The organism is Tardiphaga sp. 841_E9_N1_2, assembly GCF_051811065.1.
GTDB classification, from domain to species: domain Bacteria; phylum Pseudomonadota; class Alphaproteobacteria; order Rhizobiales; family Xanthobacteraceae; genus Tardiphaga; species Tardiphaga robiniae.
The window spans coordinates 3,695,001-3,718,150 of record NZ_JBPWQC010000001.1; the positions used below are offsets into that span (position 1 = coordinate 3,695,001).

A 23,150-nucleotide genomic window follows, 5' to 3' on the forward strand; every position below is an offset into this window, starting at 1 on the left:
CTCAAGGACATATCATTGCATTACCCGTACGGGACTATCACCCTCTGAGGTCCAGCTTTCCTGACTGGTTCCGGTTGTCTTTGATATGCCACTGGCCTGGTCCGCGTTCGCTCGCCACTACTAACGGAGTCTCTGTTGATGTCCTTTCCTCCGGGTACTTAGATGTTTCAGTTCCCCGGGTTCGCTTGAAACCCCCTATGTATTCAGGAGTCTCATACCTTCAACTGATAACCGAAAATCCAAAACCACCCTCACTTGCGTGATGATGACCTTAGAGTTTCGGCTATCGAAGGTGGGTTTCCCCATTCGGAAATCTATGGATCAAAGCCTCTTCGCGGCTCCCCATAGCTTATCGCAGCGTAGCACGTCCTTCATCGCCTCTCATTGCCAAGGCATCCACCGAATACCCTTAAGACACTTGATTGCTCTCATTATCAATATCCACACACTCGGCAGAGTTTGCTGCACGCTGCTTTGCGCCGAAACGCAAAATCCGCACGCCGGCCGTCAAGCCGTGCGCACTTCATGCAGCTGGATATGATTTAGAAAGACCAGTTTGCTTCGTAAGATCGAACCGACAACGAGGCGGTCAAGCTTCGTTGAAAAGGAATAAAGATGCGGAAGCTTTGCAAGCAAAGCGTTCGCACTCAATTCCTGGAGATTATGATTGCGGCACCCGCAATTGCTTGCAGATCCGAACCTCGGAACGATCTCCTCTTTACGATGTCATAAATCCCGCAGTCGATCTCGTAAGACCGACAAGCGAAGTTATACCGCGGACTAAATCAGGCGCTGCCCATATGGCGCGCACTGTCTGAACACACTGAATGTTTGTTACGATCTCAACGTCGCCATCCATCAGAAGTTTCTGGTGGAGGCAGACGGGATCGAACCGACGACCTCATGCTTGCAAAGCACGCGCTCTCCCAGCTGAGCTATGCCCCCGTTCCAGAAGACGAATGCTCAACGCTAAAGAACACGTTTTGCAGATGTGATGCTTGCGCATGTGATGTCGACGTCAGCAGCAGCCTTGAAAGCAAAGCGCGCAAATATGGTGGGCCTGGGAAGACTTGAACTTCCGACCTCACGCTTATCAAGCGCGCGCTCTAACCAACTGAGCTACAAGCCCTAACAACAAAGGGCTCTGCTTGTGGCACCAGCTTTCGCCGGGTGCACGACCAAGCACGCCCCAGCGTGTGTTCGTCCGCGAAGAAAGAGAAACGAAGACGGCGGTGTCCCGCCTATGCAGCTCAAACATTGATCCAATGTCTGGCCACTGATGTTTCAAAAGAGGATCGATAGAAGCAAGCTTCTGAAGATCCATCCTTAGAAAGGAGGTGATCCAGCCGCAGGTTCCCCTACGGCTACCTTGTTACGACTTCACCCCAGTCGCTGACCCTACCGTGGTCAGCTGCCCCCTTGCGGTTAGCGCACTGCCTTCAGGTAGAACCAACTCCCATGGTGTGACGGGCGGTGTGTACAAGGCCCGGGAACGTATTCACCGTGGCATGCTGATCCACGATTACTAGCGATTCCAACTTCATGGGCTCGAGTTGCAGAGCCCAATCCGAACTGAGACGGCTTTTTGAGATTTGCGAGAGGTCGCCCTTTTGCATCCCATTGTCACCGCCATTGTAGCACGTGTGTAGCCCAGCCCGTAAGGGCCATGAGGACTTGACGTCATCCCCACCTTCCTCGCGGCTTATCACCGGCAGTCTCCTTAGAGTGCTCAACTAAATGGTAGCAACTAAGGACGGGGGTTGCGCTCGTTGCGGGACTTAACCCAACATCTCACGACACGAGCTGACGACAGCCATGCAGCACCTGTGCTCTATGCCCCGAAGGGAAGGTTCCATCTCTGGTACCGGTCATAGACATGTCAAGGGCTGGTAAGGTTCTGCGCGTTGCGTCGAATTAAACCACATGCTCCACCGCTTGTGCGGGCCCCCGTCAATTCCTTTGAGTTTTAATCTTGCGACCGTACTCCCCAGGCGGAATGCTTAAAGCGTTAGCTGCGCCACTAGTGAGTAAACCCACTAACGGCTGGCATTCATCGTTTACGGCGTGGACTACCAGGGTATCTAATCCTGTTTGCTCCCCACGCTTTCGTGCCTCAGCGTCAGTTATGGGCCAGTGAGCCGCCTTCGCCACTGGTGTTCTTGCGAATATCTACGAATTTCACCTCTACACTCGCAGTTCCACTCACCTCTCCCATACTCAAGACTTTCAGTATCAAAGGCAGTTCTGGAGTTGAGCTCCAGGATTTCACCTCTGACTTAAAAACCCGCCTACGCACCCTTTACGCCCAGTGATTCCGAGCAACGCTAGCCCCCTTCGTATTACCGCGGCTGCTGGCACGAAGTTAGCCGGGGCTTATTCTTACGGTACCGTCATTATCTTCCCGTACAAAAGAGCTTTACAACCCTAGGGCCTTCATCACTCACGCGGCATGGCTGGATCAGGCTTGCGCCCATTGTCCAATATTCCCCACTGCTGCCTCCCGTAGGAGTTTGGGCCGTGTCTCAGTCCCAATGTGGCTGATCATCCTCTCAGACCAGCTACTGATCGTCGCCTTGGTAGGCCTTTACCCCACCAACTAGCTAATCAGACGCGGGCCAATCTCTCGGCGATAAATCTTTCCCCGTAAGGGCTTATCCGGTATTAGCACAAGTTTCCCTGTGTTGTTCCGAACCAAGAGGTATGTTCCCACGCGTTACTCACCCGTCTGCCACTGACGTATTGCTACGCCCGTTCGACTTGCATGTGTTAAGCCTGCCGCCAGCGTTCGCTCTGAGCCAGGATCAAACTCTCAAGTTGGACTTGAAACTTTAAACCGGCTGATCACAACGTATTGACGAGGTCCCACCATACTAAATCGACCAAACCGAAGTTCAGCCAATCTGCTGTCCGCGCTTCACAGCGCTAACAACGATGGTGTTAACCTTTGTTCAAAACGTGTACCGCCGAAGTCTTTCGTCCGGCCCCGCTATCCGGAAGCCAAAGCTCCCATCGAACGAGACCCGCAAGGACTCCGCCGTCCACGTTTCTCTTTCTTCAATTTAACTTGTCAAACAGCCCAACGCCGAAGCGTCACTCTCCCCAGGAGGGAGAAAATCTTGTCACCCAATCACTCGACAACAGATCAGCAGCCGACACCTATCGGCTACTGAAACACTCTTCGCGGTGATGAGCTTCCGAGACACGAACAACCGCCCGGGCTGGTAGGCCCCGGCGCCGCTGCGCTCAGTGGCCGGGTTATAGGCCCCCTCACCCGAAACTGTCAACGCCATTCGTCAGAAAATCGTCACGTGCTGTGGAGGACGCTCCAGGGCCCAAAAAGCGTAGGTTTTACAGGGGTGACGCCGTACAAGAGCCACATTCCTCCGACGTTCTGAGCATGCCTTGTGCAAAGATTCTGCGTCGCCTCTGAAACTTTTTGGGGGTGGTCGAACCGGATCTGGGCCCAACGGTCTCTCGAAAGAACGAGCTGCGTCATCGCAGTGCGCTTTTGGGCCAAAGAGAACACAGCGAAAGAGTTTGCAGCATTGACGTTCGTCCATTCGGCCAGCATTTTGGCGCGCACTGTTCGACCGTCGATGCGATGTGCTTGGGGAAGACTCTTCGCATGATGCTGGGAATTCGGGGGATGTCGGCTTGAATCACGGACTGTCACGCGGCGGCGCCTATAATCGTGAGACCGGGATGATTGATCTCGGCCACGAGCCGCCGCTATCCGTTGATGGCTCCGAAGCCGCAGTCATCGATCGTCGCCGCGTCTCGGTACAATGGTTCAGTGGTACTATCCTCACAGGTCTCTGCGGCGCGGCTCTGATCGGCGGCGCCGTTTTTGCGTCGCTTGACGGCGAGATGACCTTTGCCAAGGTACCGGAGCGTGTCGAAGGCGCGCTACGCGGCGCCTTCAGTGCCACCGACAAACAAGCCAGCCTGCATAAGTCTGACCGCCTGCCGCCGCCGAGCGACTCTTCCGCCGCGCGCCAGGTACTCAAAGTCTCCACCGTCACCCGCGTCGGCAATCGCGACGTCATGCGCGTGCGGCCCTTCATCCGGATTTCCGGCAATCTGGCGATGGCGACCAGCGATCTCAGCGCCAAGATCCCGCCCTTCAATGCACAGCGCCTGCTGACCGATGTCGGCAGCCCCGCCCCGAACAGCGACGACGCCGCGGTCAATCCGAATGCCGTCGAGCCGGATGCCGAAGTCTCCTTCGTCACCCGCGATCTCGGTCAGGTACTGCCGAAAGCCAAGATCGGCGCGAGTGTTGCCATCGATGAAGTCCTGATGCGCGTGCGCGACGCCTCCAACTGGCGCGGCAATACCGGCGTTCGCTACACGACGGTCGCCAGCGCCACCGGCGATATCGGCGGCCAGCCTGACATGAAGATGGCCTATGCCGCCGAAGGGACCACGGCCGATCCTTATGCTGGCTTCGAAACCCGCATCGTGCCGGAAAACGTCACGCTGCTGGCCAAGACCAAGGATCAGGCGACCGGCGGCAACCCCAATGGCGAGCGTATCCATATCGTCAAGAAGGGCGACACCATCCTGACCATCCTGCGCGACCAAGGCGCGATGCCCGAGGAAGCCAAGGCCATTGCCACTACGCTGGGTGCCCGTGGCCGCGACGGCGGACTGAAGGAAGGTCAGAAAGTTCGCATCCTGATGTCGCCGGCCGGACCGGGCCAGCGTTTGCAGCCGTATCGCGTGATCGTCGCCAACGACTCCACCATCGAGGCTGTCGCCGCCCTCTCCGATCTCGGCAAATACGTCGCCGTCGATGTCTCCAGCATGAACACCGTCGCCGAAGCGCCAAGCGCATCGGACGATGACGAGGAGGATGACGGCACCGGCGTGCGGCTCTATCAGAGCATTTACGAGACGGCACTGCGCAACAAGGTCCCGGCTACTGTCATCGAGGACATGATCCGGATCTACTCCTACGACGTGGATTTCCAGCGCAAAGTACAGCCCGGCGACTCGTTCGACGTGTTCTTTGCCGGCGAAGACGAAGGCGCCACCATCACCGAAAAGACCGAAGTGTTGTTCGCTTCGCTTACGGTGGGCGGCGAAACCAAAAAATACTATCGCTTCCTGACCACCGACGACTCGGTCGTCGACTACTATGACGAGACCGGCAAGAGCGCGAAGAAGTTTCTGGTCCGCAAACCCGTCAATAACGCCATCATGCGTTCGGGCTTCGGCGGACGCCGCCACCCGATCCTCGGCTACACCAAGATGCATACCGGCGTGGACTGGTCGACGCCCTACGGCACTCCGATTTTCGCATCCGGCAACGGCGTGATCGAAAAGGCAGCCTGGGAAGGCGGCTACGGCAAATATATCCGCATCAAGCACAACAACGGCTACGAGACCGCCTACGGCCATATGTCGGCCTTCGCCAAGGGCATGGAGCCCGGCAAGCGCGTGCGGCAGGGTCAGGTCATCGGTTTCGTCGGCTCCACCGGCATGTCCACAGGCGCCCACGTTCACTACGAAATTCTGGTCAACGGCCGCTTCGTCGATCCGATGCGCGTGAAACTGCCACGCGGTCGCTCGCTCGAAGGGCCGATCATGGCCGGCTTCGAGAAGGAACGTGACCGGATCGACGCCCAGATGACCATGCGAGGCCCCGGCGCCCGCGTGTCCGACGCAGGCGTGACCGGCGCGGTGCCACCAGCACGGCCGACGACCAGCCGCTAAATTCGTACTTTTCGTCCTGTTCTGCGCGTCAGACCAACGCCGCGTGGGCTAGGAGACGCTCGGGACAATAGCAAAAGAGACGCTGAGGTCCGGCGATCAATCCGCGGCGAGCTCTGCAGACCCGATCAGGTGAACGCCAGGCGCGCCGGTCACGGCTGCCTCGATCAATGCGTCGGCGATCTTGTCGGCGGGGCTGATCCGGTAGCTGCGCGGCAGGACCGGACCGAGGATACCGAGCACCGCTGCCGCGATGCGTTCGCCCAGCCGGAATTCGTCGCGGTCACCGCCGATCAGGCCCGGCCGCACAATCGTCAAAGCCCATCGCCTTCAGCGCTTCCTCCACTTCGCCTTTAGTACGCGGATAGAGCAGCTTTGAGCGCGCATTGGCACCCACCGACGAATTGAGCGCGAAACGGCTAGCGCCGTGCTTGCGCGCCAGCCGGGCGACTTCAAGCGGGTAATCATAATCCACAACGCGAAACGCCCGATCCGAGCCGGCCTTGGCGCGCGTCGTGCCTAGTGCACAGATCACACCATCGACATCCCACCAGTCGGCCTCGGCTGGTAACCGGTCGAAATCGACCAGCGGGTTGTCGAGCTTCGCATGCGCCGCAAGCGGCCGCCGCGTCGGCGCAACGATGCGCGCGATCCGACTGTCGGCGAGCGCTTTGGCGATGACATGGCGGCCGACAAGGCCGGTGGCGCCGACCACGAGAATGCGGGTCATGATCTTTCTCCAACGTGGAAACGGCCTGAACCGTGAAGTTCAGGCCGTTTCGTTGCGTTTAAACCCGTGCCGTCAGTTCAGCTGCCGCTTCGGCACCGGCGCCTCAAACTCGGCGATCTCCGCGGTCCGGGCCGGTTTGCCGTTGAAGGTCAGGACGTTGCCGGCGGCGCTTATGTCGACATGGTCACCGTCCTTGACGTCGCCGGCGAGGATCATCTCGGCCAGCGGATCCTGCACGTTGCGCTGGATCACACGCTTGAGGGGACGGGCGCCGTAGGCGGGATCCCAGCCCTTGTCGGCGAGCCAGTCGCGGGCATCGTCCTCCAGCACCAGCGTGATCTTGCGATCTTCCAGCAGCTTGGTGAGCCGCGCGAACTGGATCTCGACGATCCGACCCATTTCGCTCTTCTGCAAGCGGTGGAACAGGATGATCTCATCGACGCGATTCAGAAATTCCGGCCGGAAATGGGCGCGGACATTGCCCATCACCAGGTCGCGCACCGCTGACGTATCCTCGCCCTCGGGCTGGTTGACCAGGAATTCCGAACCGAGATTCGACGTCATGATGATCAGCGTGTTGCGGAAATCGACCGTGCGGCCCTGACCATCGGTCAGGCGGCCGTCGTCGAGCACCTGCAGCAGCACGTTGAACACATCCGGATGCGCTTTCTCGACCTCGTCGAACAGAACGACCTGATAGGGCCGCCGCCGCACAGCTTCGGTCAGCGCGCCGCCCTCATCATAGCCGACATAGCCCGGAGGCGCGCCGATCAGACGCGAGACCGAGTGCTTCTCCATATATTCGGACATGTCGAGACGCACCATCGCGGTGTCATCGTCAAACAGATAGGACGCCAGCGCCTTGGTCAGCTCGGTCTTGCCGACGCCGGTGGGGCCGAGGAACATGAACGAGCCGATCGGCCGGTTCGGATCCTGCAGACCGGCACGCGAACGACGGACGGCAGTTGCCACCGCACGCACGGCTTCGGCCTGGCCGACGACGCGCTCGCCGAGGCTCAGTTCCATCCGCAGCAGCTTGTCCTTCTCGCCTTCAAGCATCTTGTCGACGGGCACGCCGGTCCAGCGCGAGACCACCTGCGCGATGTGATTGGCGGTGACCGCCTCTTCCATCATCTCGGAATTCTCGTTGGCTTCGATATCGGCCAGCCGCTTTTCAAGATCGGGAATCCGGCCATAGGCCAGTTCGCCAGCGCGTTGATATTCGCCGCGGCGCTGCGCCTCGGCCAGTTCGAGGCGCAAGCCATCGAGCTCACTCTTGAGCTTCTGCGCGTTCGACAGCTTGTTCTTCTCGGCCGACCAGCGCTGGGTGAGCGCTGCCGATTTCTCTTCGAGCTCGGCGAGTTCCTTCTTGAGCGTTTCGAGCCTGCTTTTCGAGCCGGCATCGGTTTCCTTGCCAAGCGCCTCCTGCTCGATCTTGAGCCGGATGATCTCGCGGTCCATCGAATCGAGTTCTTCAGGCTTGGAGTCGACCTGCATCTTCAACCGTGCCGAAGCCTCGTCCATCAGGTCGATGGCTTTGTCCGGAAGGAAGCGATCAGTGATGTAGCGGTTCGACAGCGTCACGGCAGCGACCAGTGCGCTATCCGTGATGCGGACACCGTGATGCTGTTCGTATTTGTCCTTGAGGCCGCGCAGGATCGAGACGGTGTCTTCCACAGTCGGCTCAGCCACGAAGATCGGCTGGAAGCGCCGCGCCAGTGCCGCGTCCTTCTCCACATGCTTGCGATATTCGTCGAGCGTGGTGGCGCCGATGCAATGCAATTCGCCGCGGGCGAGCGCAGGCTTCAGCAGGTTGGACGCATCCATCGCGCCATCGCCCTTGCCGGCGCCGATCAGCTGATGCATTTCGTCGATGAACAGGATGATGCCGCCCTCGGCCGAGGTCACCTCGCCGAGCACCGCCTTCAGCCGCTCCTCGAACTCGCCGCGATATTTCGCGCCGGCAATCAGCGCACCGAGATCGAGCGACAGCAGGCTTTTGTCCTTCAGGCTCTCCGGCACGTCGCCATTGAGGATGCGCAGCGCGAGACCTTCGACGATGGCGGTCTTGCCGACGCCGGGTTCGCCGATCAGCACGGGATTGTTCTTGGTTCGCCGCGACAATACCTGAATCGTGCGGCGGATTTCCTCGTCGCGGCCAATCACCGGGTCGAGCTTGCCATCACGCGCAGCCTGGGTCAGGTCGCGGGCATATTTCTTCAACGCGTCATAGGCGTTTTCAGCCGTGGCGGAATCCGCCGTGCGGCCCTTGCGCAGCGCATTGATCGCGGCATTGAGATTTTGCGGCGTGACGCCGCCCTTGTTGAGCAGGCTGCCGGCTTCGGAGTCCTTGTCGAGCGCCAGCGCAAGCAGCAGCCGCTCCACCGTGACGAAACTGTCGCCAGCCTTTTCGGCGGCCTTTTCGGCGGCATCGAAGGCGCGCGCAGTCGCCGGCGCCAGATAGACCTGCCCAGCCCCAGCACCCGAGACCTTGGGCATCTTGCCCAGCTCGGTTTCCGTCGCCTTCAGGATGGCGCGGGAGTTGCCGCCGGCACGATCGATCAGGCCACCGGCCAGACCTTCGCTATCATCCAGCAGAACTTTCAGAATGTGCAGCGGCGAGAATTGCTGATGGCCCTCGCGCACGGCCAGTGACTGCGCCGACTGAATGAAGCCGCGCACCCGTTCGGTGTATTTCTCAATATTCATCGTGTGTTGTCCCTCGGCCTGCCCTGTCCGCCTCGAAAGCACGGACGGGGCATCTTCATTGGGTTTCCGCAGGCCGCATTGATGGTGGTCAACCGGCTGCGGTCGTCGCTGGCGTCAAAACCAGCTTGATGCAAATGTGGGCAGCCAGTTCCCGAAACGGAAGGGGTCCGCATAAAATTCCAATCGGCCAGGCGATGGCGCCGCGGGCCCAAATCTCTTAAGACCGGAACCATGCCAGAACAGTCTTACGCCAGCGTTGCCAGCATCTACCGCTATCCCGTGAAGGGCCTGACGCCCGAGCCTCTGGAACAAGTCACGCTGAAGCCCGGCCAGACCCTGCCGGCCGATCGGCGCTATGCCATCGAGAACGGCCCGATCGGGTTCGACCCGGCAGCACCGCAATATTTTCCGAAGACCCAGTTTCTGATGCTGATGCGCAACGAGCGCCTGGCGGCGCTCCGCAGCCACTACGACGACGCCAGCCATACCCTGACGATCCGGCAGGATAATGTGGAGGCAGCGCGAGCCGATCTGCAGACGGCCGAAGGACGTGCGGAAATCGAAGCGTTCTTTGCTGCAAATTTTGCCGATGAACTGCGCGGACCACCCAGGGTGCTGTTCGCGGACGGCCATAGCTTTTCGGACGTGCCGCGCAAGGTGGTGTCGATCATCAACCTCGCCAGCGTCAAAGACCTCGAAAAGGCCGTCGGGCAGCCGGTGCATCCGCTGCGCTTTCGCGGCAACCTGCATGTAGCGGGCTGGCCGGCCTGGCATGAATTCGAGTTGATCGACCGGACGCTCGCCATCGGCAGCACCCGGCTCAAGGTGGTGAAGCGCATCGTCCGCTGTGCAGCGACCAATGTCGATCCGGATACGGCCGCGCGGGATCTGACGATTCCGAAAACGCTGCTGCAGACCTACGGTCACGCCGATTGCGGAATTTACGCTGAGGTCATCACCGGCGGCATGATCACCGCCGGCGATAAGATCGTCGTCGAAGAATAGACGAACTCAGCTCGTCGGCATCACGTAGGCGTAAACCCGGCCACGCGAATACACCGACTCGGCGACGCGATTGCCGTGATTACCGGAGACGATGATCGGGTTGCCCTTGGCATCGACGCCCGAGACGACGCCGACATGACCGCCGCGACGCCCCCGCGACATCACGGCGATGGCGCCGACCTGCGGACCGGAGATGCGCTGGCCATAGCTCGAGAACGAGCGCGCCATATCAGACCCAGTGCCTTGATGGCCGGTGCGCTTCAATACGAGGTTCATGAACGCTGCGCACCACAAACGACCGCGCGCCGTCGGATTGCCGCGGCCGATGAAGCTGCGCGCTGCATCGACGATGCCCGAACCGCCGAAGCCGCCGGAAGGCTGGTTCATGCTTGCATTGGCGTTATTGAAATTTGTGGAGTCGCCGAACGAAGGCGCCTGCTGTTCGACTCGGGCACTGCGCCGTGCATACCGCGCGCGATGCCGGACGTGATGACGCGTGCTGTGTGTGTACTTGCCGACGTGGTGCGAATGACGCGAAGCGCCGTGATGAGGACGTGCCGACGCGGGAGAGACTGACGCGAGAACTGCCGCCGAACACACCGCAAGAGCCGAGATGCGAAGTGCACGGCGATACGCAAAGAACTGAACCATACCGAATTTTTCCTCTTAACACCCCCGAACCCCATCGGCCCAAATACGCGGGCCAACAATCGGGACGGGCGTGGTAACGAAGTTGGTATGGCGATAACAAGACCTAGAACGGTTCAAGTGACGATTTTTTAACGGCGACATCGGAGTGAATCGCTTCAACTTCAACGGACGCCATACGTATAGACATAGCAGCCACCCATTCGACGGAATGCGCGCTTATATTACCTATTCGAATTAGCTTTTATGCACATCTTTGGCGTGTATCGCAGGCCGACACACGGCGTGAAAAGCCGCATGGAATGCGGTATTTTTGCTTCCATCAGGCAGAAATTTACACGCGATCAGGGCTGCTGTGATTTGCTCGCACGGCTCAGCAGGAAAACGCCCTGCTCACCGAACATGTTCCAGAACCACCACGGCGCATTGAGGCGCAGCGGTCGGCCATAGAGATCAAGCGCAACGGCGCGCTCCATCTTCACGTTGATCTCGTCGCACAGCTGCACGAAGTCCTTGATGGTGCAGAAGTGAATGTTCGGCGTGTCGTACCACGTCGCCGGCAGATTCTCCGTACGTGGCATGCGGCCGCCGACAAGCAACTGCACGCGCATTTTCCAGAAGCCGAAATTCGGAAACGACACGATCGCGCTGCGGCCGATGCGCAGCAGATTTTCCAGCACGACGCGCGGCTGCCGCGTCGCCTGCAGCGTCTGCGACAGGATCACGTAGTCGAACGCATCGTCGGGATAGTTGATCAAGTCCGTATCGGCGTCGCCCTGCACCACGGCAAGACCCTTGCCGACGCAGCGGTTGACGCCTTCGCGCGACAATTCGATGCCGCGGCCGTCAATGCCGCGGCTTTCCAGCAGCTGCAGCAGATCGCCATCGCCGCAGCCCACGTCGAGCACCTTCGAGCCCGGCTTGATCATCTCCGCAACCAGGAGGTGATCGCCGCGATAGTCCTGCGTGCCGCGCGGCGCCGGGGTCGCCACCGCAGAATTCAGCGGCAAGGTCTGTTGTGGAAACGCCATCTCTATGTCCCCGTAACAGGCAGGCCGCGCACGGAGGCTGCGGAGTTCAGAAATGCACCGGCGATATCGAGGAACTCGGGCACATCGAGCAGGAAGGCATCATGACCCTTGTCGGTTTCGATCTCCGCAAAGGACACGCGGACGCCGCCGGCATTCAGCGCGTGCACGACGTCGCGCGATTCTGCCGTCGGGAACAGCCAGTCTGATGTGAACGACATCAGACAGAAGCGCGTCTGCGTATCGCGAAACGCTTCCGCAAGCTTGCCGTTGTGGTCGGCTGCGATATCGAAATAGTCCATCGCACGCGTCAGATAGAGATAGGAGTTGGCATCGAAGCGCTCGACGAAGGACGAGCCCTGATAGCGCAGATAGCTCTCGACCTGAAAATCCGCATCGAAGGAGAATGTCGGCAACTCCCTGTCCTGCATGCGGCGGCCGAACTTGCGGTGCAAGGCGGCATCCGACAGATAGGTGATATGCGCGGCCATCCGCGCGACGCCGAGGCCGCGATGCGGATGCGTGCCTTCCTCGAAATAACGCCCGCCGCGCCAATCGGGATCGGCCATCACGGCCTGACGACCCAATTCGTGGAACGCGATGTTCTGCGCCGAGTGCCGCGTGCTGCAGGCAACCGCCAGCGCGGAGAACACGCGCTCCGGATAGGCCGCGGTCCATTGCAGCGTCTGCATGCCGCCCATGGAACCGCCGACGACGCAAAACAACTGACCGATACCCAGACTGTCGATCAGCATCGCCTGCGCACGCACCATGTCGGGAATGGTGATGACCGGAAAATCCAGTCCCCAGATCTTGCCGGTGGCGGGATTGGTCGAGGCCGGACCGGTCGAGCCCATGCAACCGCCGAGCACATTCGAACAGATGATGAAGTAGCGTTCGGTGTCGAGCGCCTTACCGGGGCCGACCAGTGTCTGCCACCAGCCGGGCTTGCCGGTGATCGGATTGATATTGGCGACGTGCTGGTCACCGGTCAAAGCGTGGCAGACCAGGATCGCATTGGATTTGTCGGCGTTGAGCGTTCCGTAGGTCTGATAGGCGATCTGGAACGGGGCGAGGTCGACGCCGCAATCAAGCCGCAGCGGCTGATCCATGCCAAAACCCGCGACCAGCGAGGTCGGGTGATCGGCTTCATGTCCACGCTCATCGGGGCGGACAACCGGACTCTTCACCAGTTCGACATTTACCATCTTGATACCGGCCTCCTCAGGAGGTTCTCAAACCAAAACCGGAATCAGGCCATAAAAAACCCGGCCTGAACAAATAGCTCGGCCGGGATCAAACTGTCCCCGGCCTGTTTAGCGAGTTGTTTAACGTGGCTGCAAGCCGGCCGGCTCAAATGACCACGGAAGAGCCCAGAAACTAGTCCCACACCCGCCTGCCGTCAATATGGGCATACCCCGGTCAAATTGCCCAACTGCCCTGCGGCCAAATCTTCCATGTTTTCTTTGCTTTCCGGCACCGTCTTACCTAATCAATGGCCGTGCCCGCCGGCTCCCCGGAGCCGGCCCGGCAAGCTCGACGGGACCTATCACGCCTCCCGTCCCGAAGGTTTTGAACATGTCGAAATTACCACCCGCCCCGCCCTCGCTGGATGAACTGCGCAAAGAGATCGACAGCATCGACGCACAGGTTCACGCCCTGTTGATGCAGCGCGGCGACATCATCGACCGGCTGATTTCGGTGAAGCAGACCCAGGAGGTCGGCTCGGCGTTTCGGCCGGCGCGCGAGGCCGACATGATGCGCCGTCTGGTGCAGCGCCATCGCGGCATCCTGCCGATCGACACCGTCGAGAGCATCTGGCGGGTGATCATTTCGACTTTCACTTACGTTCAGGCGCCGTTCTCGGTGCATGCGGATCTGTCGCTCGGCGAGAGCGCGATGCGGGATTCCGCGCGCTTTCATTTCGGCTTCACGGTGCCTTACGTCGCGCATTTCAGCGCCGCCGCAGCGGTCGAGGCCGTGGCCAAGTCCAAGGGCGATCTCGCGCTGGTCTCAGCGACGTCCAGCCGCACGCCGTGGTGGATCCCGCTGGAAGCCCAAGGCGCGCCGAAGATCATCGCGCGCCTGCCGTTCATCGAACGCGCCGACCATCCGGCCGCATTGCCGGTGTTCGTGGTGTCACGCGTTGCCGACAGCGCTATGGTGACCGAGGTCGAGATGTGGAGCGTGCGGGTGTCCGGCTGGAATGCCGAGACCGCGCGTGCGCTATCGCCGCTGGCCGAAATCGTCGCCGTGCCGGATACTGCCTTTGACGGCGCGGCGCTGCTGATCTCGATCACGAGAGCCTCCAGCCTCGACAAGATCAAGTCGGCGCTGATCGAAGCCGGCGCCTCGGTGCGCTCCACGGCTCTCGTCGGGAGCCACGCAACCCGCTATACCGTGGCCGCCAGCGACGCACCGCGTTCGTAAGCCAATCTGACGTTCTGGAGTTGAAGATGTCCCGTCCTGTGCCGAAGCCCGGCATTCTCGATATCGCGCCCTACACCCCTGGCAAGAGCCCGGTGGTGGAGCCCGGCCGCAAGACCTACAAGCTGTCGGCCAACGAGACCCCGTTCGGTCCGTCGGCGCGCGCCAAGGACGCCTTCGCCACCGCTGTCGCGCATCTCGAGGATTATCCGGAAGGCACGTCGAAGGTGCTGCGCGAGGCGCTCGGCCACCGCTTCGGCCTCGATCCCGCGCAGATCATCTGCGGTGCCGGCTCCGACGAAATTCTCAACCTGATTGCGCATGTCTATCTTGGCCCCGGCGACGAGGCGATTTCGACCGCGCACGGCTTCCTGGTCTACCCGATCGCTACCCAGGCGAACGGCGCCACCAATGTGGTCGCTCCGGAAACCAACTTCACCTGCAACGTCGACGCGATCCTGAACTGCGTCACGCCGCGCACCAAGCTGGTGTGGCTGGCCAATCCGAACAATCCGACCGGCACTTATCTGCCGTCCTCCGAGATCAAGCGCCTGCGCGCCGGCCTGCCGGAGCACGTGCTGCTGGTGCTCGACGCCGCATACTGGGACTACGTGACCAAGGGCGACTACGACAACGGCCTGGAGCTGGCGAAGACCACCGAGAATACCGTCGCGACCTACACCTTCTCGAAGGTGCACGGCCTGGCCGCCTTACGGATCGGCTGGATGTTCGGCCCTGCGCACATCGTCGATGCGATGAACCGGATTCGTGGGCCGTTCAACGTCTCGGCGCCGGCGATGATGGCCGCGGTGGGGGCGATCGAGGACACCGGCCATGTCGAGATGTCGCGCACATACACCGCCAAGTGGATCGGCATCCTGACCGAGGAAATCACCAAGCTCGGCATCGAGGTGACGCCAAGCGTGGCCAATTTCTTGCTGATGCATTTTCCGGCGACCGGCAAGACCGCAGCGGATGCCGATGCGTTCCTGACCAGGCGCGGGCTGGTGCTGCGCGCCGTGACCAATTACGGCCTGCCGAACTCGCTGCGCATGACCATCGGCACCGAGGAAGCCAACAGGCTGGTGATCGAGACGCTGCGTGAATTCATGGCATCGAATTCGGGGCAATGACGTGAGCGCCACGCCGCCCTTCAAACGTATCGCGCTGATCGGGCTTGGCCTGATCGGCTCGTCGCTGGCGCGCGGCATCCAGCAGCTCGGCCTTGCCGGTGAACTCGTTGCCACCGACAATTCGGCGGCCGTGCGTGCACGCGCCGTGGAAATCAAGCTCGCCGACCGCATCGCCGACGACAATGCCAGCGCCGTCAAGGATGCCGATCTGGTCATCGCCTGCGTGCCCGTCGGCGTGGCGGGCGACGTGGCGAAAAGCATCGCGGCGCATCTCGCACCCGGCGCGATCGTGTCCGACGTCGGTTCGGTGAAAGCCTCCGTGCTGCACGCGATGTCGGAATATCTGCCGGACAATATCCACTTCATTCCCGCGCATCCGGTCGCCGGCACTGAAAACTCCGGTCCGGATTCCGGCTTCGCCGAACTGTTCAGCAATCGCTGGTGCATTTTGACGCCGCCTGAGGGCGCGGATCCCGCGGCCGTCGAGAAGCTCACCGGCTTCTGGGCTGCGCTCGGCGCCAATGTCGAGATCATGCAGGCCGCGCATCACGATCTGGTGCTCGCGGTCACCAGCCATCTGCCGCATCTGATCGCTTATACAATCGTAGGCACGGCCGACGAGCTCGAAGACGTCACGAGGTCGGAAGTGCTGAAGTTCTCCGCGGGCGGTTTCCGCGATTTCACCCGTATCGCAGCATCAGACCCGACCATGTGGCGCGATGTGTTCCTCGCCAACAAGGACGCGGTGCTGGAAATGCTAGGTACCTTCCAGGAAGACCTGTCGAAACTGACCCGTGCCATCCGCCGCGACGATGGCGATGCGCTGTTCGAGCACTTCACCCGCACCCGCGCGATCCGCCGCGGTATCGTGAGTATCGGTCAGGATGAAGCGGCACCGGACTTCGGGCGCAAGCATCAGGCGCTGACGAAGAAGGATTGATCGCAGGACCAACAGCCGTCATTGCGAGCGAAGCGAAGCAATCCAGCCTTACTTGCTTTGCGGCTTCTGGATTGCCGCGTCGCTTCGCTCCTCGCAATGACGTGGAGAGGCCGGCGAACTCACGCCTAAAACAGCGGCGGGATTTGCGCCACGCGCAGCGGCCCGAGGAACACCGCGCCGTCGACAAATTTCAGCGGGAACGACCGCGCCGCTTTGCCTTCCAAGACGGCCGCAGTCCCGATCGAATTGACGCCGGCGGCAAGGCCGCTGCCGGCATTCTTGCGCACGACATTGCCGAGACCGGGGATCGCGCGATCCAGCGCACCGAGGATGTTGTTGACGTCCTGCGATTTCACGCCGGGCGCAATGCGATCCAGCGCCTCCTGAGGCACGCCCATCTCCAGCAACTTGTCGATCCCGAGGGCGGCGATAGCCTTGTCCAGCCCCGCCACCGTCATCTGCAACTCGCCGTCGAGATTGCCCGCGGCGGTCAAACCGAGCGAGCCCGTCGCCAGCGAAATGATTTCGCCCTGCTGGACGCGCGACTGCACGATCTCGACGCGTCCACCTGCAGCCTGAAGCTCGCGGAAACGCTGCGGCCAGGGCTTGGGCGCGACATCCTTGAGTCCGCTGAGCAACGCGCGGATATCCGCATCGAAGGGCGCGGCGAGGATCGGATGAACATCGGCAATGCTGCCGCTCCTGATCTGCAGGGCCGTCTCGATCACCGGCTTGTCCGGCGTCGAATTCGCTGCCGTGCGGCCATGCAGTTCGACCTGTTTGGCACGTGCGGTCGGCGCCTGCACCGAGCCGGCGAAACGGTCGAGCGACACATCGTCGAACACGATGTCGGCGCTGTCAGGCGTACCCGGCAGACCGGTGATGCTGCTGCGCGCCGAGCCCCAGTTCATTACCATCGCCGGCTGACCGCGATCGGACAGGACGGCCGGCGCGGTGAATTCGGCGACCAGGAGCCGCGGCGTGTAGATCTGCGCAACCACGACGATCTCGCCGAGCTTCGCGGTGATCGGCACCTGCGTCGCATTCTGGGTGGCCGTTTGCGAGGTCAGCGAAACGCTGACACCGCTGCAGCGGACTTCGAGCCGGAACGGGAAGCCGGAGACCGAACGGTTGGCGCAATCATAGACGCGACCAGCCGCGGCCTCTCGGGCGCGCCAGATATCGACGTTTTCGTCGACCTTGGACGCGGCATAGAACCAGAAGCCGCTCCACGCCGCCGCAAGGACGACGATGATGACGGGCAGGATGAAAATCGGCCAGAGGCGGCGCTGGGTGGGCTGTGCATATTCGGACATGGCGGGACGTAGATCGCATGATTTTGTCAAATCGGCGATCCCTTTCATGGGGTTATCCTGTCGTCGCAGGGCCACATTGCAGGAAATCAAGATCGCCCGGGCCCAAGGTTTCTGCTAGGTCGGCATCATGACCGCGAAAATCACCGCCCAGCCCGATTCCGACAGCGATCTCTGGGTGTTCGGCTATGGCTCGCTGATGTGGCGGCCGGGCTTCGAGTTCATCGAACAGGTCCCGGCCAGGCTGATCGGCGAACATCGGGCGCTCTGCGTCTATTCCTTTGACCATCGCGGCACGCCGGAAAAGCCCGGCCTCGTGCTCGGCCTGGATCGCGGCGGCGCCTGCCGTGGCATTGCCTTTCGCGTGGCGGCCAAGCTGCGCCATGACACCATCGCCTATCTCAGGGAGCGCGAGCAGACCACCCATGTCTATCGCGAGGTGATGCGCTCCGTCTGGCTCGATGACGTCGAGCGTACCCGCGTCAGCGCGCTGGCCTATGTGGTCGACCGCGGCCATGTGCAGTACGCGGGGCGACTAAGCCTCAGCGAACAATTGCACTTCGTGCGACAGGGCCACGGGCGTTCCGGACTCAACCGCGATTACGTGCTCTCGACCGTGAAGGCCATTGAGGCCGAAGGTTTTCGCGACGCGCAGCTCCATCAGCTCGCGGCGATGCTGCACGAGTGACCAAGCGCTAGCTCTCTTTCACCGCCACATTCGGCACGCGCCCGAAGATCGTCGCCTGCTCCGTGCGCGCCTCCGCAACGATACGATCGGTGGCGGCTTCAATCGACGTGCTGATCGCCGCGATGAATTCCTTGCGTGGCAGGCCGGGCGGCAGAGGATCGAGAAACTCCACCACCAGCGTTCCGGGATAGCGCAGGAAGGTGCGGCGCGGCCAGAACAGGCCGGAATTCAGCGCCACCGGCAGACACGGCGCGCCGGATTTGGCGTAGATCTGCGCGACACCGGGTTTGTAATCCGGTGGTGCCTCGACAGGCCGACGCGTGCCTTCGGGAAAGATAATGAGCTGACGGCCGAGCTGGATTTCCTCGGTGGCGCGCTTGGCCATATCGATGAGCGAACGCGCGCCGCCATCGCGATCGACGCCGATCATCTTCGACTTCTTCAGGTACCAGCCAAAGAACGGAATCTGCCCGAGCTCGCGCTTGTAGATGAACAGCGGCCGATCGAAGAACGGCATCAGCGCGAAGGTCTCCCACATCGATTGATGTTTCGAGGCGACCACCAGTGGGCCCGCCGGAATTTTCTCGAGACCGCGATAATCGACCCTGGTGTTGCAGACGATACGCATCAGCCAGATGCTGCTGGTCGCCCACGCCTTCGCGATCGCCATGAAGGCGCGCGGCGGCATCACGAAGGTTGGAATCGCCACCAGGATCCAGAACACCAGCAGCACATAGAACAGCACGTTGTAGATCAACGAACGCACGAATATCGAAGTCATGGTGTTCCGATCAGCTCAATTGCAGTTCAATTCGCAGACGCCGTGGCCGGCCGGCGCTGCGGCGCGTCGCTCTGCTGGTCGCTGCCGGAATCCGGCATCAGATCAATGCCGATATTCGCCAGCCGCACCCGCGCTTCAGCCGCGAGATATTTGACATATTCCGATAGCAGCAACCGCAGCGTCGGGCCACTGGTCCACCACGGTTCGTCACGCCATTTGTCGCCAATCACCGAGAACGGGATCAGCTCGATATCCGGCATCTCATGTGACATTTCGACGATCGCGCGCGGCATGTGATAATTCGAGGTCACCACGATCAGCGACTTGAAGCCGCGCTCATGGACCCAGCGTTTGGTCTCCACCGCGTTGCTGCGGGTGTTGACGGCGGAGCGATCAAGATCGACGCAACAATCCAGCAGCCGCTGGCTGTCCGGCAGCGTGCGCGAGATATTGGCGGCACCGTTGGTGGGATGCACGCCGGAGATCAGCAACCGTTTGCCGAAACCATTGGCGAGCAGTTCGAGCGCATCCGCAACGCGCGACGAACCGCCGGTCAGGACCACGATGCCGTCGGCATTCGCCGAGGGCTTCAGCTCGCCGCTTCGGAGTTGCGCAAGAAACGCAACGAAGCCGATGGCGCCGACCATGAAAGACAGTGCAAATGCGACCACGAGTGCCGCACGGATGACGCGCCGCCGCGGTGGCGCGGCAACGGGCATCTCCGTGGTGTTCTGGTCGTCGAGCAAGATCATCGGTCTGGCGTTTGGTCCTTTGGCAGCAATCTTAGGTATTTTTCGGCGCCTTGGCGATGCCATCGCCTGTGCCTGACGCGTTACTCGATGTCGTTCAGCGTCGAGAACAATGTGCGGCGCGATGCCCAGGCGGTAATTCCTGCTATCAACAGCGCCTGCCCTGCCACCGCGAGATAGCCTGACGACCGCAGCGAGAACGTCCCCAGCAATGCGGCGAACTGATCGCCCACCGGCGTGCCGGAAAACCAGCTCGCGATCGACTCCGAAAACCCGAACATCAGCATCGCGGCACCGCCGCCAATGATACCGCCCTGCAGGCCAAGCCGCAGGAAGTGGCGGAAGAAGCGATTGGCGATATAGCGGTCGCCGGCGCCGACGAAATGCAGCACCTCGACGATCGGCCGGTTCGCCGCCATCGCGCCGCGCGTGGCAAAGGATACAGAGATAATGGTGGCGATAATAACGAGCGCAAGGATGCCAAGCCCGGCCAGCACCGTTGCCGATGTCATCGACCGCATCCGCTCCACCCAGGCGCGATGATCGTCAACGCTGGCCGAGGGCACGGCCTGCGTCACCCGCTTGCGCAAGCCGATAATGTCCAGCGCCGTCCCCGGCGCGACACGTGCAATGATGACGCGCGGCACCGGCAGCTCGTCGAGCGACAGCCCCGTGCCGAGCCACGGCTCCAGCAACTGCGCCGATTGCTCCCGGCTATAGGGCTGCACCTCGACAATCCCCGGCTGGCCGCGAATGGCATCGGTCACCGCCTGCGTATCGCGGTCGAGATCGCGGCCGCCCTGCGGCTTCACCTGGATGGTGATTTCGCTGGCGACTTCCGATTGCCACTCCGACGCCGAGGCGCTGATCAGCAGCACTGCACCTGTGGTGATGGAGGCGAGGAAGGTCATGATAGCGACGACGGCGACCAGCGCGCGGCCGGCGATCGAACCGCGCGGCACGATCGGGGATGCGTTGCGCGCCTTCGCCGGGACCTGCGGGCGATCGGTGCCGAGGTCCATCAGCGGGCCGTATTCTTCGCCGATTCTACTCATAGATATGCAGCCGGCCTTGATGCAGCACCATGCGCCGCGCGTCGTATTGATCCATCAATGTAATATCGTGGGTCGCGATAATCACCGCGGTGCCGGACTTGTTGAGTTCGATGAACAGCCGCAGCAGACGCCGGCCCAGCGTCGGATCGACGTTGCCGGTCGGCTCGTCCGCCAACAGCAGCATGGGACGTGCGATCACGGCGCGCGCAATGGCGGCGCGCTGCTTCTCGCCGCCCGACAGGATCGGCGGTAGCGCATCCATGCGATCGCCGAGCCCGACCCATTTCAGGAGATCGATGACCTCGCGCCGATAGCTGGACTCCTCACGACCCATCACCCGGAACGGCAGCGCGACATTCTCATAGGTCGTCATATGGTCGAGCAGACGGAAATCCTGGAGCACGATACCGATGCGCTTGCGCAGGTCGGCGATCTCGTCCTTGCCGAGCAGCGAGATATCCTGGCCGAACAGATTGACCAGGCCGCGGGTCGGCCGCAGCGACAGGAACAACAGACGCAGCAGCGAGGTCTTGCCCGCGCCGGAGGGACCGGTCAGGAACTGGAACGAATGCGCAGGGATCTGGAAATTGAGGTCGCGCAGAATCTCCGGGCCAAGCCCGTAGCGCAAACCAACATTTTCGAACCGGACCACATTCAGCTCCGTTCGATGGGTTCAAAAAGCCTCAAAAAGACGGTCAATTGCTTGTGCGGCCGTTATGGTTTCCGATTCGTTAACGGTCGTCTTGTAGCCTGCCGGCCATGTCATCGGCTATCGGCTCCATGCATATCGTTTGCCCCAATTGCACGACGTCCTACGCCGTGAATCCGGCCACGTTCGGCGATGCCGGACGAACGGTGCGCTGTGCCCGCTGCAAGGAAGTCTGGCTGGCGCGCCCGGAGGATCTCTCCCGCGCCGAAGCCCGTGTTCCCGCCATGGCGGCGAAGGCTAGCGAGCCCGATCCGAACGAGGATATGAGCGCCTGGGGCGTGACCGAGGACGACGACGCCTCGGCGCCGAACGTTCCGGTGGTCGAAAGCCCGTCGATTTCAGCCGACTGGCCGGTCGATGCCAATGATCGTACCGAGGAGGCCGACTGGGCCACGCTGGCGCAGCACGACGCGGTGGCCGCGATGCGGGCCACCCCGCCGTCGCGCCTTGCCGTGCTGGGCCGTTTCGTGCCGTCGCTGCCGCGCCTGTTCGTCATGCCGAGGCACAGTCTGCCGATCGCTACCGCGGCCATGGCGTCGCTGTTGCTCGCACTGGTGATCTGGCGCGTCGACCTGGTCAAGCTGATGCCGCAGACCGCGACTTTCTACCAGGCGGTCGGCCTCGACGTGAATATACGGGGGCTTGCCTTCAAGGACGTCAAGGTCACCACCGAGACCGTCGATGGCAAGTCGGTCTTGCTCATCGAAGGCCTGATCGTGTCAGAGACCCGCATCCCCACCGCATTGCCGCGCCTGCGTTTCGTGGTCCGCGACGAGAAGGGGACTGAAATATATGGCTGGAACGCCGTGCTCGAGCAGCCCGGCCTCAATCCCGGCGACAAGACGTGGTTTCGATCGCGGCTGGCCTCGCCGCCGGCCGAGGGCCGCAGTATCGATGTGCGCTTCTTCACCAAGCGCGACGTCGCCGGCGCGTAAGTCCAAGGAGTTGTCGTGGCGCGTATCCTGATTGCTGATGACGAAGAATCGATGCGGCTGCTGGTCGGCCGCGCCATCGCCATGGATGGCCACGAGATCGTCACGGCCGAAGACGGCGCCGAGGCGCTGGAAATCCTTACCGAGCAGGGCGGCGCATTCGACCTGCTGCTGACCGACATCAAGATGCCTGTCATGGACGGCATCGCGCTGGCGCTGGCCGTCGCGCGCGATTTTCCCGAACTGACAATCCTGCTGATGACCGGTTACGCCGACCAGCGCGAACGCGCGACGGGCCTGAATGCGATCGTGCACGATGTGGTGACGAAGCCGTTTTCCGTGGCGGATATCCGCACTGCGGTGGCGGACGCACTGGCAGTGAAGAACAAGGGATAGAGGGCTCTTTCTTATCCCTCCCCCAAGCGGCGAAGCCGCGCAGCGGGGAGGGTGGCTGGCCGAAGGCCAGACGGGTGGGGTCGTGCCACGAACGCCGCTCTCACTTGCTGAAGCACCCCACCCCGGCCTATCGGCCGACCCTCCCCGCTGCGCTTCGCTTGGGGGGGGGGGAAACCACTGGCACCGGCGCTT

19 protein-coding genes, 2 tRNA genes, 2 rRNA genes and 1 riboswitch (1 of these 24 only partly in view) are annotated in these 23,150 nt (G+C 61.6%); of the genes, 8 read left to right on the forward strand and 15 right to left on the reverse strand.

Annotated features, from left to right (window positions below; translation table 11 throughout):
- The 4 genes from AB8A50_RS17810 to AB8A50_RS17825 all read right to left on the reverse strand — a co-directional run.
- Window positions 1–424 (reverse strand): 23S ribosomal RNA (locus tag AB8A50_RS17810); it reaches 2,396 nt to the left of the window's first position.
- Window positions 425–869: 445 nt separating this feature from the next.
- Window positions 870–945 (reverse strand) — tRNA-Ala (locus AB8A50_RS17815).
- A gap of 107 nt (window positions 946–1,052) precedes the next feature.
- Window positions 1,053–1,129: transfer RNA gene (locus AB8A50_RS17820), tRNA-Ile, on the reverse strand.
- Between the two features lie 201 nt (window positions 1,130–1,330).
- A 16S ribosomal RNA gene (locus tag AB8A50_RS17825) occupies window positions 1,331–2,817 on the reverse strand.
- Together the 16S and 23S rRNA genes with 2 tRNA genes alongside form the textbook arrangement of a ribosomal RNA operon.
- A gap of 837 nt (window positions 2,818–3,654) precedes the next feature.
- Between AB8A50_RS17825 and AB8A50_RS17830 the strand changes: the two genes are divergently transcribed.
- The gene (locus tag AB8A50_RS17830) at window positions 3,655–5,718 is read left to right on the forward strand and encodes a M23 family metallopeptidase (RefSeq protein WP_231079079.1); all 2,064 of its coding nucleotides are present in this window, start codon (window positions 3,655–3,657) and stop codon (window positions 5,716–5,718) included.
- 96 nt (window positions 5,719–5,814) lie between these two features.
- Here AB8A50_RS17830 and AB8A50_RS17835 read toward each other — a convergent pair whose 3' ends face one another.
- The 3 genes from AB8A50_RS17835 to clpB all read right to left on the reverse strand — a co-directional run bounded on the left by AB8A50_RS17835 (window position 5,815) and on the right by clpB (window position 9,154).
- Complete coding sequence (locus tag AB8A50_RS17835) at window positions 5,815–6,033, reverse strand: hypothetical protein (RefSeq protein ID WP_439078463.1); 219 nt, start codon at window positions 6,031–6,033, stop codon at window positions 5,815–5,817.
- A complete protein-coding gene (locus AB8A50_RS17840) occupies window positions 5,999–6,445 on the reverse strand; it encodes an NAD(P)H-binding protein (RefSeq protein WP_439078464.1) in 447 nt (148 codons plus the stop codon). Before AB8A50_RS17840 ends, AB8A50_RS17835 begins: the two co-directional genes overlap by 35 nt.
- A 72-nt stretch (window positions 6,446–6,517) precedes the next feature.
- On the reverse strand, window positions 6,518–9,154 hold the full coding sequence (gene clpB, locus AB8A50_RS17845) for an ATP-dependent chaperone ClpB (RefSeq protein WP_439078465.1): 2,637 nt from the start codon (window positions 9,152–9,154) through the stop codon (window positions 6,518–6,520).
- Between the two features lie 231 nt (window positions 9,155–9,385).
- On the opposite strand from clpB, the gene AB8A50_RS17850 reads away from it, so the two are divergent.
- A complete protein-coding gene (locus AB8A50_RS17850; protein ID WP_439078466.1) occupies window positions 9,386–10,159 on the forward strand; it encodes an MOSC domain-containing protein in 774 nt (257 codons plus the stop codon).
- 6 nt (window positions 10,160–10,165) lie between these two features.
- Here the strand turns inward: AB8A50_RS17850 and AB8A50_RS17855 are convergent, their stop codons facing one another.
- The 3 genes from AB8A50_RS17855 to metX form a co-directional block, all read right to left on the reverse strand.
- Window positions 10,166–10,810, reverse strand: a complete 645-nt coding sequence (locus tag AB8A50_RS17855) for a TIGR02594 family protein (protein ID WP_068729161.1) — start codon at window positions 10,808–10,810, stop codon at window positions 10,166–10,168.
- A gap of 341 nt (window positions 10,811–11,151) precedes the next feature.
- Entirely contained in the window at window positions 11,152–11,838 is a 687-nt protein-coding gene (gene metW / locus AB8A50_RS17860) for a methionine biosynthesis protein MetW (RefSeq protein ID WP_439078467.1), read from the reverse strand.
- Window positions 11,839–11,840: 2 nt separating this feature from the next.
- On the reverse strand, window positions 11,841–13,043 hold the full coding sequence (gene metX, locus AB8A50_RS17865; protein WP_089267605.1) for a homoserine O-acetyltransferase MetX: 1,203 nt from the start codon (window positions 13,041–13,043) through the stop codon (window positions 11,841–11,843).
- Between the two features lie 87 nt (window positions 13,044–13,130).
- A riboswitch (SAM riboswitch) is annotated at window positions 13,131–13,210 on the reverse strand.
- 203 nt (window positions 13,211–13,413) lie between these two features.
- On the opposite strand from metX, the gene AB8A50_RS17870 reads away from it, so the two are divergent.
- Genes AB8A50_RS17870 through AB8A50_RS17880 form a run of 3 tightly spaced genes read left to right on the forward strand, consistent with a single transcriptional unit; the run spans window position 13,414 to window position 16,335 of the window.
- Window positions 13,414–14,265 (forward strand): chorismate mutase, encoded by an 852-nt coding sequence (locus AB8A50_RS17870; protein ID WP_093757388.1) that lies wholly within the window; start codon window positions 13,414–13,416, stop codon window positions 14,263–14,265.
- 26 nt (window positions 14,266–14,291) lie between these two features.
- Complete coding sequence (gene hisC, locus AB8A50_RS17875) at window positions 14,292–15,395, forward strand: histidinol-phosphate transaminase (protein WP_093757389.1); 1,104 nt, start codon at window positions 14,292–14,294, stop codon at window positions 15,393–15,395.
- Between the two features lies 1 nt (window position 15,396).
- Window positions 15,397–16,335 (forward strand): prephenate/arogenate dehydrogenase family protein, encoded by a 939-nt coding sequence (locus AB8A50_RS17880; RefSeq protein ID WP_120287235.1) that lies wholly within the window; start codon window positions 15,397–15,399, stop codon window positions 16,333–16,335.
- Between the two features lie 125 nt (window positions 16,336–16,460).
- Here the strand turns inward: AB8A50_RS17880 and AB8A50_RS17885 are convergent, their stop codons facing one another.
- Complete coding sequence (locus AB8A50_RS17885) at window positions 16,461–17,651, reverse strand: DUF2125 domain-containing protein (protein WP_439078468.1); 1,191 nt, start codon at window positions 17,649–17,651, stop codon at window positions 16,461–16,463.
- A gap of 127 nt (window positions 17,652–17,778) precedes the next feature.
- On the opposite strand from AB8A50_RS17885, the gene AB8A50_RS17890 reads away from it, so the two are divergent.
- Entirely contained in the window at window positions 17,779–18,336 is a 558-nt protein-coding gene (locus tag AB8A50_RS17890) for a gamma-glutamylcyclotransferase (protein ID WP_120287237.1), read from the forward strand.
- Between the two features lie 7 nt (window positions 18,337–18,343).
- Here AB8A50_RS17890 and AB8A50_RS17895 read toward each other — a convergent pair whose 3' ends face one another.
- The 4 genes from AB8A50_RS17895 to ftsE all read right to left on the reverse strand — a co-directional run bounded on the left by AB8A50_RS17895 (window position 18,344) and on the right by ftsE (window position 21,573).
- Window positions 18,344–19,117 (reverse strand): lysophospholipid acyltransferase family protein, encoded by a 774-nt coding sequence (locus AB8A50_RS17895; RefSeq protein ID WP_175365983.1) that lies wholly within the window; start codon window positions 19,115–19,117, stop codon window positions 18,344–18,346.
- A 26-nt stretch (window positions 19,118–19,143) separates the two neighbouring features.
- Window positions 19,144–19,869 (reverse strand): YdcF family protein, encoded by a 726-nt coding sequence (locus AB8A50_RS17900; protein WP_175365984.1) that lies wholly within the window; start codon window positions 19,867–19,869, stop codon window positions 19,144–19,146.
- Window positions 19,870–19,949: 80 nt separating this feature from the next.
- Window positions 19,950–20,921, reverse strand: coding sequence for a cell division protein FtsX (locus tag AB8A50_RS17905; protein ID WP_439078469.1), 972 nt, complete (start codon window positions 20,919–20,921; stop codon window positions 19,950–19,952).
- Complete coding sequence (gene ftsE, locus AB8A50_RS17910; RefSeq protein WP_068729180.1) at window positions 20,914–21,573, reverse strand: cell division ATP-binding protein FtsE; 660 nt, start codon at window positions 21,571–21,573, stop codon at window positions 20,914–20,916. The genes AB8A50_RS17905 and ftsE overlap by 8 nt, the downstream gene beginning before the upstream one ends.
- A 128-nt stretch (window positions 21,574–21,701) precedes the next feature.
- On the opposite strand from ftsE, the gene AB8A50_RS17915 reads away from it, so the two are divergent.
- Together AB8A50_RS17915 and AB8A50_RS17920 are read left to right on the forward strand one after the other, a co-directional pair.
- Window positions 21,702–22,565, forward strand: a complete 864-nt coding sequence (locus AB8A50_RS17915; RefSeq protein ID WP_439078470.1) for an MJ0042-type zinc finger domain-containing protein — start codon at window positions 21,702–21,704, stop codon at window positions 22,563–22,565.
- Between the two features lie 15 nt (window positions 22,566–22,580).
- Complete coding sequence (locus tag AB8A50_RS17920) at window positions 22,581–22,958, forward strand: response regulator (RefSeq protein WP_175365986.1); 378 nt, start codon at window positions 22,581–22,583, stop codon at window positions 22,956–22,958.
- The last annotated feature ends 192 nt before the right edge of the window (window positions 22,959–23,150 follow it).